The sequence below is a fragment of the Bradyrhizobium sp. ISRA464 genome (assembly GCF_029910095.1).
Taxonomy (GTDB): domain Bacteria; phylum Pseudomonadota; class Alphaproteobacteria; order Rhizobiales; family Xanthobacteraceae; genus Bradyrhizobium.
The window spans coordinates 5,500,075-5,513,406 of sequence record NZ_CP094526.1; the positions used below are offsets into that span (position 1 = coordinate 5,500,075).

At 63.5% G+C, this 13,332-nt stretch carries 11 protein-coding genes; 4 read left to right on the forward strand and 7 right to left on the reverse strand.

The genetic code is table 11. From position 1 onward, the window contains the following. Nucleotides 1-94: 94 nt before the first annotated feature. A complete protein-coding gene (locus MTX19_RS25715) occupies nucleotides 95-721 on the forward strand; it encodes a DUF2147 domain-containing protein (protein WP_280979887.1) in 627 nt (208 codons plus the stop codon). A 175-nt stretch (nucleotides 722-896) separates the two neighbouring features. Here MTX19_RS25715 and MTX19_RS25720 read toward each other — a convergent pair whose 3' ends face one another. Further along, the gene (locus tag MTX19_RS25720) at nucleotides 897-3,512 is read right to left on the reverse strand and encodes an MMPL family transporter (protein ID WP_280985526.1); all 2,616 of its coding nucleotides are present in this window, start codon (nucleotides 3,510-3,512) and stop codon (nucleotides 897-899) included. 453 nt (nucleotides 3,513-3,965) lie between these two features. On the opposite strand from MTX19_RS25720, the gene ispH reads away from it, so the two are divergent. Together ispH and hpnH are read left to right on the forward strand one after the other, a co-directional pair. After that, nucleotides 3,966-4,892: a 4-hydroxy-3-methylbut-2-enyl diphosphate reductase gene (ispH, locus tag MTX19_RS25725; protein ID WP_280979888.1), complete on the forward strand. Its 927-nt coding sequence runs from the start codon at nucleotides 3,966-3,968 to the stop codon at nucleotides 4,890-4,892. A 42-nt stretch (nucleotides 4,893-4,934) separates the two neighbouring features. Beyond that, the gene (hpnH, locus tag MTX19_RS25730) at nucleotides 4,935-6,104 is read left to right on the forward strand and encodes an adenosyl-hopene transferase HpnH (RefSeq protein ID WP_280979889.1); all 1,170 of its coding nucleotides are present in this window, start codon (nucleotides 4,935-4,937) and stop codon (nucleotides 6,102-6,104) included. A gap of 112 nt (nucleotides 6,105-6,216) precedes the next feature. Here the strand turns inward: hpnH and MTX19_RS25735 are convergent, their stop codons facing one another. From MTX19_RS25735 to MTX19_RS25760, 6 genes are all read right to left on the reverse strand, one after another. After that, nucleotides 6,217-6,945, reverse strand: coding sequence for a phosphorylase (locus MTX19_RS25735; protein WP_280979890.1), 729 nt, complete (start codon nucleotides 6,943-6,945; stop codon nucleotides 6,217-6,219). 26 nt (nucleotides 6,946-6,971) lie between these two features. Continuing rightward, nucleotides 6,972-8,933, reverse strand: a complete 1,962-nt coding sequence (shc, locus tag MTX19_RS25740; protein WP_280979891.1) for a squalene--hopene cyclase — start codon at nucleotides 8,931-8,933, stop codon at nucleotides 6,972-6,974. 68 nt (nucleotides 8,934-9,001) lie between these two features. Next, a complete protein-coding gene (gene hpnE, locus MTX19_RS25745) occupies nucleotides 9,002-10,252 on the reverse strand; it encodes a hydroxysqualene dehydroxylase HpnE (protein ID WP_280979892.1) in 1,251 nt (416 codons plus the stop codon). Beyond that, nucleotides 10,252-11,088 (reverse strand): presqualene diphosphate synthase HpnD, encoded by an 837-nt coding sequence (gene hpnD / locus MTX19_RS25750; protein ID WP_280979893.1) that lies wholly within the window; start codon nucleotides 11,086-11,088, stop codon nucleotides 10,252-10,254. The genes hpnE and hpnD overlap by 1 nt, the downstream gene beginning before the upstream one ends. Then, nucleotides 11,085-11,963, reverse strand: a complete 879-nt coding sequence (gene hpnC / locus MTX19_RS25755) for a squalene synthase HpnC (protein WP_280979894.1) — start codon at nucleotides 11,961-11,963, stop codon at nucleotides 11,085-11,087. The genes hpnD and hpnC overlap by 4 nt, the downstream gene beginning before the upstream one ends. 197 nt (nucleotides 11,964-12,160) lie before the next feature. Beyond that, on the reverse strand, nucleotides 12,161-12,403 hold the full coding sequence (locus MTX19_RS25760; protein WP_280976879.1) for a hypothetical protein: 243 nt from the start codon (nucleotides 12,401-12,403) through the stop codon (nucleotides 12,161-12,163). Nucleotides 12,404-12,808: 405 nt separating this feature from the next. On the opposite strand from MTX19_RS25760, the gene MTX19_RS25765 reads away from it, so the two are divergent. Continuing rightward, a complete protein-coding gene (locus tag MTX19_RS25765) occupies nucleotides 12,809-13,312 on the forward strand; it encodes a hypothetical protein (RefSeq protein WP_280979895.1) in 504 nt (167 codons plus the stop codon). Nucleotides 13,313-13,332: the final 20 nt, after the last annotated feature.

Genomic DNA, 13,332 nt, shown 5'->3' on the forward strand with positions numbered 1-13,332 from the left:
TACGTCGGTTGATGGCCATCTCGTCAACTTAAAACGCTCCATAGCGGCGTTTTGCCCCCCGCTCTCATCGTCCAGTTAAGCACAGGTTTGGACCATGTTGCACTGCCCAAGAACTTTCGCGCGTACAATAGCCTTTTCAGGTTTATTTTTGGCCACCGTATTAACACCGGCCTTGGCTGCGGATCCAACCGGTGACTGGAGAGACGCGGACGGCTTCGCGAACATCCGCGTCGCCCAATGCAATGGCAACATGTGGGGTGCGGTTGTCTGGGAAAAAACCCCCGGCGGCAAGGATAAGAACAATCCAGATCCCGCAAAGCAGACCCGGCCGACGCTCGGCATGCCGATCCTGATCGACATGAAGAAGAAGCCCGGCGCCGATGCGTGGGAAGGCCAAGTCTATAACGCCAAGGACGGCCAGCTCTACAGTGCGACGATCAAGCCTGTCGGCTCCGATCAGCTCGAGATCCAGGGCTGCGTGCTCGGCTTCCTCTGCGGCGGCCAGACCTGGACCCGCGTCGGTCCGCCGATTCCAGTGAGCACCGCCAGCAATCCGCCGAAGGGCGCAGCCCCCAAATCGGCGGCACCGCCAAAGACCACAGGCTCGGTGGCGCATGGTACCAAGCCGGGTCAGAAGCAAGCCGCCAACGCGCCAGGTGCGCCTGGTGACACCGTCGGCGACATCTGTCTGCTTCCCGACATTGCGCACCCGACGCAGTAGCGCGGGCGACAGACGCGTCAGCGCAGCCTGCAACAGCAGCACAGTCGCAAGCGAGAGCACAAGCAGCTTGCCTGTGCTCACTGGTGCCGGGATGCCAGCATAACCGCACGCGACGAGACCGACCGGCCCGGTGGCGCTTGCGACCGAGCCGGATCAGCAGCAGACCGCCAATGCATCAGGTGACGTCGTTGCCGATATCCGAGTCCTTCGCGACCTCGCGCGGCTTGCCCATCAGTGCGGGTTGGAACAGCAGCACCGCAGCGAGCGTGGTGACCAGCGACAGCGCCAGCAGCTTGCCCATGCTCGCAGTCCCAGGATGACTGGATAGCCAGAGGCTGCCGAACGCGGTCGCCGTGGTCAGCGCGCTGAAAAAGATCGCGCGCGTCAGGCTCGACTGCAGCAGCTTCGTCCTGCCCTGCCGCCACGCAGTGACATAGTAGATCTTGAAGGCGACGCCGACGCCAAGCAGCAGCGGCAGCGCGACGATGTTGGCGAAGTTGAGCGGCAGGCCGATCAGCACGCAGATTTCCAGCGTCACGACGCCGGCGAGCAGCAGCGGCACCAGCGTCAGCAACACGTCCGTCACCCGCCGCAGCGTCAACCACAGCAGCAGGCTGATCACCAACAACGCCCAAAAGCCGGCGTGGATGAACGCCTTCACGACGACATCGCCGGATTTCAGGATCGAGACCGGTCCACCGATCGCGGTCGGTTCGGCGGCGAGCACGGCATCGGCGAAGCGGCGCAGATTGTCATTGTCGTTCGGATCACCCTTCGGCTCCGCCTCGACGCGCATCAGGCCGTCCTTGGTCTTCCAGCTCGCCACCAGCTCCGGCGGCAGGTTCTGCAGCGTGACCGTCTGCGCTTGCAGCGTGTTCCTGAGTTGGTCGAACACGATCTTCATCGGCGCGACGAAGATGTCCTGCGCCTTGTCGCGGGTCGCCTGGTTCGAATCGGCGAGCTTCTGCAAATCGTCGGCCAGGCGACGCGCGGCAACGCCGCCCGGCCCCTTGTTGTCGCCTGCCGTCTTGCGCAGGCTGTCGACCGAACTCTTCAGCGACTCGACGTTTTCCTGATCAGAGGGCGCCGGATCGATCGATTCGGGGTTGAGCGCCGGACCCAGCACCTTCGCGGCCTGCGCGATCAGCTGCAGCTTGGCCGGCTGGTCATCCGGCACAAAGCTGTCGAGCGACATCACGCGCGCCACCTCCGGCAGCTTCTCGAGCTTGGCTTCGATCTTCTTGGCGTCGGCCTCCGAGTTCGTCATCACGTTGATGGCGTTAGCGCCCGTGTTCGGATCCTTCCTGAGATCGAGAAAGGTCGCGATCGACTCCACCTTGGAACTACGCAGATTGATCGGGTTGAAGTCGAACTTCATGTACTGGAGCAGTGGCATGCCCGCGAGCGCGACCAGCAGCGTGCCGACGATGATCGGGATGCGATGCTTCTCGAGGAAGTCGTCGACCGGAGCGAGGAAGGCATAGCCGACCGGCTCTCTCTCGCCCGGCGGATTGAGCAGATCGAGCAGCGCCGGCAGCACCGTGATGCTCGAGACGAACGCCACCAGCATGCCGGCGCCGGCGATCTTTCCGAGCTCGGAGATGCCCCGGTAGTCGGTCGGCAGGAAGCAGAGGAATCCGGCCGCGGTCGCCATCGCCGCGAGCGACAGCGGTACCGCCGAACGGCGCGCCGCGTTTTCCAGCGCCAGCGTCAGATTGTCGTTCTTGAAGCGCTCGGAACGGTAGCGGACGCTGAACTGAATACCGAAGTCGACGCCGAGGCCGACGAACAGCACCGCAAAGGCGATCGAGAGCAGGTTCAGCGACCCCACCATCATCAGGCCGACCGCCGTGGTGATGGCAAGGCCGATGAACAGGTTCACGAAGACGGCGAAGATGATCTTGCCGGAATGCAGCGCCAACCAGAGGATGACCAGCACGATCAGCACGGTGCCGATGCCGTTGACGATCGCGCCGTCCTGCACCGTGGCATATTCCTCGTTGGCGATCGGCACCGGTCCGGTGAGCCGGACGCGCGCGTGATATTCGGTCGGGAATTTCAGGTCGGCCGCCGCCTGCCGGATCGCATCGGTTGCGGCCTTGCCAGGCTCCAGCGCCGAGTAGTCGATGATCGGCTTGATCTCGATAAACGCACGTCTGTCGGAATCGGTCAGCGGCTTGTCGCTGGTGAGCTCGCGCCAGGAGAAGGTGGCGTCACCCTTGGCGAGGATGGTCTCGACGGTCTCGGCGATCTGGTTGAAGGGACGTGCGGTGTTGTCGAGTTTGACCTGCCCGCGCTTGACGCCGGCAAGGCCGGTTTCGAGCGCACCGGTCAGGCCACGGATCGAAGGATCGCCCGCCATGATCTCGATCAGAGGTGCCGCCTGTTCGAGCTGGCCGGTCGTCTTGCCGACCTCCTCGGTCGGCAGGAACAGGAGCCCGTTCTTCTCGAAGAATTCGCCGGAGCCGAGCGGCGTCACCGCCTCGAAGTTCTTCTTGTCGGCGATCAGTTTGTCGGCGAGCGCCTTCGCCGCAGAGCTCGTCAGTTCTGGCGTCGCAGCCTCGACGACGGCAAGAATCAGCCGCTCGCGGTCGAAGGCTTGCTCGAACTGATTGTCGCGCTTGCGCCAGTCCAGGTCGGGCGAGATCAGCTTGTTGATGTCGGTGTTGATCGAAAAATTCCGGGCCGCGTAGTAGCCGGCGCCGACCGACAGGAGCAGAGCGAAAATGACAACAGGAAGGGCAAAACGCGTACACGTCCGAACAACGGAGACGACAATATTTGTCAGCACTTCGTATCTTTCTAATCTCGGGAAGCATGGCCGAAAACGCCCGCTGTCTAGCGGAGTTCCCGGAGCCGATCTAATGTTGTTTTGGTCATCTTCCTCGACGCGACGGCGAGGAGTACCGAACAGCACACACGGCTACGAGCCGCCGGTATAAACCGCCCCGATGGGCGATAAAGTGACGAACAAGTGAGCGGACGGACGTTCGCAGGGAAGGACTGCGGTTACCATAATACCTCAAAGTGACCTTCCTCACAGATGGCGTCCCTTTTCGGGGCGCTTAGTTTTTAACACAAAGCCTTGTACTTCCATGTGCTTGGGACGTGGATTAAGTGCAGGAACTGCGTTGGTTCGGATGTTGCAACTCGCGTTGCCGATGTCCGGCCGGGTGGAGTGCGGCGTCGAAAATGCCGCAACGGCATTGAATGAGACGGGTGCAATTTGCGTAACGGACGTCCTATGGAAGTTTTTCTTGCCCAGCCGCGCGGCTTTTGCGCGGGCGTCGTGCGTGCCATCGAGATCGTGGAACGTGCGCTCGAGAAGTATGGCCCGCCGGTCTATGTCCGCCACGAGATCGTTCACAACAAGCACGTGGTCGAAAGCCTGAAGAAGAAGGGCGCGATCTTCGTCGAAGACCTGTCGGAAGTGCCGCCCAAGTCGGTGACCGTGTTCAGCGCCCATGGCGTGGCCAGGAGCGTCGAAGAAGAGGCTGAGGCCCGCGACCTGCCGGTGCTCAATGCCACCTGCCCGCTCGTCACCAAGGTCCACAACCAGGGCAAGCGCTACATCGCCAAGGGCCGCACCCTGATCCTGATCGGCCATGCCGGCCATCCCGAGGTCGAGGGAACCATGGGGCAGGTTCCCGGGCCGGTTTTCCTGGTCCAGAGCGTCGAGGACGTGGCTGAACTGATCCTGCCGGCCGGTACTCCGGTAGCGTACATCACGCAGACCACCCTGTCCGTCGACGACACCAAGGACATAATCACGGCTCTTCAGGCAAAATTTACAGATATTCAAGGCCCAGACATCCGGGATATCTGCTATGCGACACAGAACCGCCAATCTGCGGTAAGGGACCTGAGCAAACTCGTCGACGTCATATTGGTGGTGGGGGCTGCCAATAGTTCCAATTCAAACAGGCTTCGCGAAATCGGCACCGAGGTCGGCGTCGCGAGTTACCTTATTGCCGATGGAAGCGAGCTCAACCCGGATTGGCTGAAGGATGCGAAGGCCGTCGGCATCACGGCGGGCGCCTCGGCGCCCGAAGTTCTGGTCGACGACGTGATCGAGGCCCTGAGGCGAATCGGACCGGTTACGGTCTCGGTGCTCCCGGGCCGGGAAGAGAACATCGAATTCCGGCTACCAGCCGAACTGACTGCAGGCTGATCGAAATACACCTTACGTAAAGTCCAGAAAGAAAACCGTCTAATGGCTATACCGTTCTTCAAGGAAATCCGTATCGGCGGCTACCTGATGAAGCAGAAGCTGCTTGGCCGCAAGCGTTATCCGCTCGTGCTGATGCTGGAGCCGCTGTTCCGCTGCAACCTCGCCTGCGTCGGCTGCGGCAAGATCGATTATCCGGATGCGATCCTCAACCGTCGCATGACCGCACAGGAATGCTGGGACGCGGCCGACGAATGCGGCGCGCCGATGGTGGCGATTCCCGGCGGCGAACCGCTGATCCACAAGGAGATCGGCGAAATCGTGCGCGGCCTCGTCGCGCGCAAGAAGTTCGTCTCGCTGTGCACCAACGCGCTACTGCTGGAGAAGAAGCTCGATCTGTTCGAGCCGTCGCCCTATTTGTTCTTCTCGGTGCATCTCGACGGCCTGAAGGACCACCACGACAAGGCGGTGTCGCAGAAGGGCGTGTTCGACCGCGCCGTCTCCGCGATCAAGGCGGCGAAGGCCCGTGGCTTCACCGTCAACGTCAACGCCACGATCTTCGACGGCCATCCGGCCGAGGAGATCGCCAAGTTCCTCGACTTCACCACCGAGCTCGGCGTCGGCGTCTCGATGTCGCCGGGCTATGCCTATGAGCGTGCGCCGGACCAGGAGCACTTCCTCAACCGCACCAAGACCAAGAAGCTGTTCCGCGACGTCTTTGCGCTCGGCAAGGGCAAGAAGTGGAACTTCATGCACTCCGGCCTGTTCCTCGACTTCCTCGCCGGCAACCAATCCTACGAATGCACGCCTTGGGGCATGCCGGCGCGCAACATCTTCGGCTGGCAGAAGCCCTGCTATCTACTCGGCGAAGGCTACGCCAAGACCTTCAAGGAGCTGATGGAGACCACCGACTGGGATTCCTACGGCACTGGCAAGTACGAGAAGTGCGCCAACTGCATGGCGCATTGCGGCTACGAGCCCACCGCCGCCACTGCGGCGCTGAGCAACCCGCTGAAGGCGATGTGGGTGGCGCTGCGCGGCATCAAGACCACCGGCCCGATGGCGCCCGAGATCGACCTCTCCAAGCAGCGTCCGGCCCAGTATATCTTCTCGGAGCAGGTCCAGAAGAAGCTCTCGGAGATCCGTCGCGACGAAGCGCTCGCTGCCCAGCAAAAGGCCGCGGCTGCCGCGCAGAAGGCCTCCACGGCCGCGTAAACCGCGCTGAGCCGAGCATCAAAAAAGGCCCGGTCGCGATGCGATCGGGCCTTTTGCTTTTGATGCTCTTGAGCGTGATCCGGCGCGGAACCGTCCCAGCCTGCGACGGAAATCAGGCCGCCTTCGCCGTAATCAGAACGTCCTCCACCGGAGCCAGCACGTCGTTTCCTAGCAGGAAGCCGCGGCAACCGCGCAGCGAGCGCAACGCGCGGTTGAAGTCGATCCCCGTCGACACCAGCGCGCGCAGCGTCCGCGGATTGCGCACGATGCCGCGCAGCACCTTGCGCAGGTCGATATCGCCGTTCGGCTTCACCGCGGACTTGGCCAGTTCGGGCAGCGCCCGGTGCGCCGGATCGCTGATCACGCGCAGCGCGGCAAATGGAATGCCCGCCTTATCGGCATAGGCCGCAGCGATATGGCTCTCCATGTCGACCGCGGCCGCCCCTGTGATCGAGCGTAGCGCGGCCTTGCAGGCCCGAGCCACGACGACCTGCTCCACGCCTGCGAGCCCACCGCGCACGATCCTGCGGCGCTTCAGCGCGGCGCTGGCGATCATCTCCTCGTTCAGCGCGGACGCCGCCAGGAAGCGCGTATCGCCGGACATCACCTCGGTCGCGACCACGACGTCGCCCGATTTGAGCGACGGATCGAGCCCGCCGGCCACGCCGAACGAAATCACGCCGCGGAATGTTGTTGGATCCAGTGTCGCCAGCAATGCGCGCAGTTGCTGCGGATCGCTGGAACTGCAGATCACGATCATGCCGGGACCCGCCGCAATGCGGGCCTCCTGCACCAATCCAGTCACAATCAATACCGGCCGAGGATCAATTCTGCTGCCCACGGTTCCGGCGGCCCCCGCCCCCAAAATCACATTCCGACCCCTACCACCCTGCTATTGGTGCTTCTCAAATTCCGATACCGCGCCATTGCCCAGAGCGGAAAGAATTTCGAGTAGCCATGATATCGCAAGTAAAATACGCGCGGAAACCCCGTAGCTGTGTATCGCTGCTCGTCCCAGAGTCCTTTTTCCGTCTGTGTTGCCTTTAGGTACTCCACCCCGCGGGCAACGGCCGGATTTTCGACTTCTCCGGCCGCCATCAGTCCAAGCAAAGCCCATGCCGTTTGCGAAGACGTGGACGGCGCGACCTCATAGCCCTTGTAATCCAGCCGGTAGCTGACGGCGTCCTCGCCCCAGCCACCGTCCTGATTCTGGACAGACACCAGCCAGTCGACCGCCTTTCGAATCATCGGATCGTTGCGATCGATGCCTGCGACATTTAGCGCGGATAATACCGACCAGGTGCCGTAGATGTAGTTCAGTCCCCAGCGGCCGTACCAAGACCCTTCCGCGAGCTGGGTCCGGCGCAGATAGGCGACGCCGTCGGCCATCGACTTGCTGGTCTCTACCGTCTCGCCAAGCTGCCCCAGCATCGAAATGCAGCGCGCGGTGACGTCCTCGGTCGGCGGATCGAGCAGCGCGCCGTGATCGGAGAACGGGATGTTGTTGAGGTAGTATTCGAGGTTGTTGACGTCGAATGCAGCCCACCCGCCGTCGCGGCTCTGCAGCCCCTCGATCCATTCGCGGCCGCGCGCGATCGCCGCGTCGTATTCCTTGGTCCCCGTGTGCCGCCGCGCGCGGTCCATCGCCATCACGACCACGGCCGTATCATCGAGATCCGGATAATGGTCGTTGTTGTACTGGAACGCCCAGCCGCCGGGACGAACGTTCGGCGCCTTCACCACCCAATCGCCCTTCAGCTCGAGCACCTGGCGCGGCTTCAGCCAGTCGAGTCCCTGCTTCGCCTTGGTAAAGGCGTCCTCGCCGCCCACCTCCTCGAGCGCGTGGCAGGCCAGAGCGGTATCCCACACCGGCGAAACGCAGGGCTGGCAATAGGCCTCGTGCTCGCCGATCACGAGCAACTTGTCGAGCCCACGGCGCGTGGTGGCGCGCGGCGGATAGTGTTCGTCCTTGCCGAGCGCGTCGTACATCATGATGATGTTGGCCATCGGCGGATAGATCGCGCCCATGCCGTCTTCGCCGTTCAGCCGCTCCTCGGTGAAGGCGAGCGCGGCGTCGATCGCGCGCCGGCGCAGGCTCTTCGGAAACATCGGCTCGACCACGCGCAGCACCGCGTCGAGCGACCGGAACAGATAGAACCAGGACGCGCTCTGATGCGGCGCCTTCGGCGCCATGCGGACCGATTGCGGATCCTTGAGGAATAATTCGTCGATGCCGACGCCCTTCGGATTCTTCGCACGCGGCTTCAGCGCGGCGAGCACCATCAGCGGCACCATGGTGGTGCGCGCCCAGTAGGAGATCTTGTTGATGTGGAACGGCGACCACATCGGCAGCAGCATGATCTCGACCGGCAATACCGGCGTTGCGCGCCACGACACGACGCCGAACAGCGCGAGCAGGAAGCGCGTGAAGACGTTACTGCCCGACGCACCACCGCGCGAACGGATCGCCTCGCGCGCCCGCACCATGTGCGGCGCATCGACGGAATCACCGATCATCTTCAGCGCGAAGTACGACTTCACGCTGGCGCTCATGTCGAACGGACCATCATGCACCAACGGCCAGCCGCCGTGAGCGCCCTGCACGCGACGCAGATAGTTTGCGATCTTGGCTTCGAGCTCGGCGTCGACCGGTTCGCCGAGATAGTGGCGCAGCAGAACGTATTCGGCCGGAATGGTACTGTCGGCCTCCAGCTCGAACACCCAGTGTCCGTCGGACTGGCGATGAGCGAGCAACGCCTCTGTCGCCCTGGAGATACTGTTCTGCAGCGCGACCGGGTCGACTGTTACGCCGTGATCTCTCGAAAGCATTTCGCTCGATATCCTCTTCATTGCGGCCCCGCTCACGAAGAGTCGAAAGCCGCTACAACAGGTCAAATCTAGCGCCTGGCAAGAACCAGATCGGCGGCGCGATCACCCGACCGCACCGATCCCTCGATGGTTGCCGGCAAACCGGTAGCAGTCCAGTCGCCGGCAAGGAACAGGTTTCTTTGCGCAGTCGCAGGGCCCGGACGCAGGGCATTCTGCTCCGGGGTCGCCTCAAATGTGGCACGGCGCTCGCGCACGATCTGCCAGGGCGGCAATTCGCCGGAAACGCCGGACGCCTTGCAGATATCCCGCCAGATCGCTTGCGCGAGCTCCTCGCGCGGCATGTCGACCAGGCGGTCGCCGTTGCTGATTGTCACCGACAGCCGCTGCGGGAACGCGAACAGCCATTCGACGAGCCCGCCGACGACACCGAGAATGGGCACAGCATCGCTCGGCGGATCGATGCGGAAATGCGCGTTCACGATGGCGCGGAATTTCGAAGGCGTCTTGAGGCCGGGCAGCAGCGCCGCGGCGGCGCGCGGCGGCACCGCGAGCACGACGGCATCGTCGGCCGCCAGCGCGATCTTGTCGCCGCCGCCGAAGTCGAGCTCGCCGACGTGATCGCCGGACATGCCGAGCGCGCGCAGCTCATGGCTGAACTGGACGCTGTTGCCTCGCTCCTGCAGCAGCTTCACGGCGGGCTCGATCAGCACCGAGCTCAGGCCGTCGCGCGCGATCAGCGGACGGCAGGCCTGCCCGCCCGCCAGCAGCGTCTCGCGCACGATGGCGCCGGCGAGTCCGGCCGAGCCTTCCGGGGGATCGACGTTGAGCGCAGCCAGCAGCAACGGCTGCACCAGACGGTCATACAGTGTGCCCTTGCAGGGGATGGTGTTGCCGACCAGCGCCTCGGTACCTGCCCAGGCCAGCGGCGCCAGCGCGAGATAGTCGCGCAGGCCCGTGTCCGGGACGCGGCGCGCCTCGTCGAACACCCAGAGCGGCAGCCGTGAGTCGCCGAGATCGAGTTGCCAGCGCAGGCCGGTCGCGAGGTCGACGAACGGAAACTGCGCGCGTTTCGGTCCGACGAGTCCGGCCACGGTGCCGATCGAGCGCGCGTAGCTCAGCGCATGACTGTTGCCCGACAGCAGGAGATGGTTGCCGTTGTCGATGGTGAGATTGGTGGCAGCGTCGAAATAGGAGCGGCAGCGGCCGCCGGCCTGCTGCGTCGCTTCATGGACAGCCACCCTGTAACCGGCATTGGCGAGCCGCACGGCCGCTGACAGGCCGGAGATACCGGCGCCGATGATATGAACGGTCTTTTGCATCAGATGATCGCGTAACGAAGAAGGATGCCGATCTTGGCGGCCTTGGACACACGGACCGGCGCGCGCGGGGCGGCAAAGCCGCGCGCAATCAGCAGATCGAGGATTGCGCGGTAGTATTTCGACATGATCCGCGGCGCGCGCACCGCGCGGCGCGAATTGCGCTTCATGATCTCGTCCGCCTTCTGGAAATGCATCTTGGCGCGCTCGGCGAGCGGCACGCACACCTTCGGCAGCGCCCGGTCGGCGATGACACGGGCCGGATCGTTGTTGGTGATGCCGGCGTGCCACAGCCATTCGCGCGGCAGATAGAGGCGACCGAGGCCGGCATCCTCGTCGATGTCGCGCAGGATGTTGGTGAGCTGCAGCGCGCGGCCGAGATGATGGGCGAGCTCGATGCCGTCATCCTCGGGCAGGCCGAATACGCGCACCGACAGCCGGCCCACGGCGCTCGCGACACGGTCGCAATAGAGATCGAGCGTCGCAAGATCGGGCGCACGGATATCCTGCGGCACGTCCATTTCCATGCCGTCGACGATCGCGACGAAATCCTCGCGTTTCAGCCCGAAGGTCTTCACCGAGGCGACGTAGTCCGCAAGCCGCGGCGGCGGGTTGCCGGCGTAAAGCGCATCGATGTCGTCGCGCCATTGCTGGAGCGCGGCCAGGCGCTCCGGCCGCGGGCCGTCGGAATCGGCGATGTCGTCGACCTGGCGGCAGAAGCTGTAGATCTGGAACATCGCCTCGCGCTGCGCGCGCGGCAGGATGCGCATCGCGGCGTAGAACGAGCTGCCGGACGCGGTGCTTCCGTAATTTGCGTTGGCCGCCGCCTCGACGCTCATGCACCGGCCGCCGTGTTGGAGGTCGAGCGCCGCCCGGTCGCACGGCGCGCGGTCTCGCTCGCCACCCCGCCGAGGCTGTGCAGCAACAGCTCAATCGGGCTCAAATGGACGCGCTCGCTGAGCGGATCGCGCACCTTCAGCATGTTGACGATCCTGTCCGCGAAAGCCTGGATCACGCCGATCTCGAGTCCGAGCCTGAAATCCTTCACCTCGGCCGCGAGCGACTTGCTGTCATCGAGCAGCGCAGCAGTCCGCACCGCGAGCCCCTGCAGGCACGTCAGCAATGGCGCCGGCGATTTCGCTTCGCCGAGCATCTCGACGGTCGCGCCCGATGCGGCCAGCGCATCCCGCGGCAAGTAGACGCGGTTCAGGTTCTTGTAGTCCTTGGCGCAGTCCTGCAGGTGGTTGTTGATCTGCAGCCCCGCGCACAGCGCATCCGACGCCGTCCAGGTGGACGTGTTCTCGCCATGCACGTCGAGCATGAAGCGCCCGACCGGCATCGCCGAATACCGGCAATAGTCGATCACATCATCCCAAGTCTCATAGCGCAGCTTCGTGACATCCATGCGAAACGCCACCAGCACGTCGAGCGCATGCCGGGGCGGCATGCCGCGCTCAGTGAGGGCGCGGCGCAGATTGACGGTTTCCTTCTGGGTGTCACCGTTGCCGAGCAGCTCGGCCTCCAGGAGGTCGAGATAGCGCAGCTTCTCCTCGGCGGGCAGCGTGGCGTGGTCGGCGATATCGTCGGCGGTGCGGACGAAATTATAGAAAGCCAGGATCAGGGCGCGATGCCGCGGATGAATGATCCATGACGCGACCGGGAAGTTCTCGTCGCGGTGGGTCTTTCCTGATCGCAGGTCGCTCGCGGTGGTCATTGGAATTTTGGGCTACACTGGTCATGGCACGGCGCAGGCGCGAAGTGTCAGGCGCGCGTGCTGGGATTGCGAGCCCCATATAGGGGAATACGCCGCCAAAACCAATGCTGTCTGTGACCGCCAGCATATGCGGCCCGCGGCCGGCAGCGGGTGCCGACCGTGGGCTTCGCGGCGATCCCTTGAGGCCTGAACGCGGCCTATTGGCCGTGGTTCTTCAGAACCAGGTCGCAGGCGGTGCTGATCTTGGTGCGGTTCTGCTGCAAGCAGGCGAGAATGGTGAAATCGCCCTGATCGATCACGGCGCGGCAGTGACGCTGCACGTCGCGCGCACAGGCCTTCTGCTCCTCGGGCGTGCCGCTGCGCTGCGGCTGCTGCTGGGCGAAGGCATTCGATGAAAGCGGGAGCGACAACAAGGCGAGAGCCAGGAGAAATTTACGCATCGTATTCCTTCATTTCCGACAGCAGAAAATCTGTCCTCGAAAGCGCTTCGGCAAGGCCGGGACGGATTTGTGGGGATTGTGGACGCCGCGTAACGCAGCAACGAGCCGACGACAAGCACCACTAAATGCGGCCAAATTTGCGACGCTGTAAACCCTCACATAAAGCATTGATTTTAAATGATTATTTAAACCGCTTCTCGGCAGTTCGTAGGTGATTGCGGAGCGAGCCTGCGCAAACTAGATGCGATGGCACTGTCCGCGGTTTTTGATTCTGTTCGGCGACGTAACAGCGTCACGCACACCGGTCCTGCCGTTTGAACCTAACATACCGCGGTGACACTAACCTTCGGTGCGGAGCGACGTTTTCTTTCACGAGAAGCGTTGATTTTGATGGGATTATTCACGATGAAAACGTCTGGTTCGGGCCTTTTCGGTCAGGCTCTGAAGGCTGCCGGCGTCGGCGCCGCACTCTTGCTGTCGGTCTCCGCGGGCCACGCGCAATCGAGCGGGCCGTTCGCCGGGTTTGCCGGCTCGTGGGCCGGCTCCGGCACAGTCGCACTGTCCAACGGCACCACCGAACGGATTCGCTGCAAGGCAGACTACAAGGTCGCCGCATCCGGCATGGCGCTGAAGCAGAGCCTGCATTGCGCGAGCGACAGCTACAAGTTCGACCTGTCCAGCGACGTGACCAGCCAGGGCGACCGCATCTCCGGCAACTGGAGCGAAGCCAGCCGCAATATCTTCGGCAACCTGCAGGGCACCGCGGGTGGCGGGCACATCGATGTGTTCGTCGAGGCGTCCGGCTTCGCCGCGAACCTGAACCTGCGGACCAACGGTTCCAAGCAGATCGTGCAGATCGACTCGAAGGGCGAGATCCGCGGCGTCACGATCACGATGACGAAGAGCTGAGCTTCCCGAGCTCGCTGCCC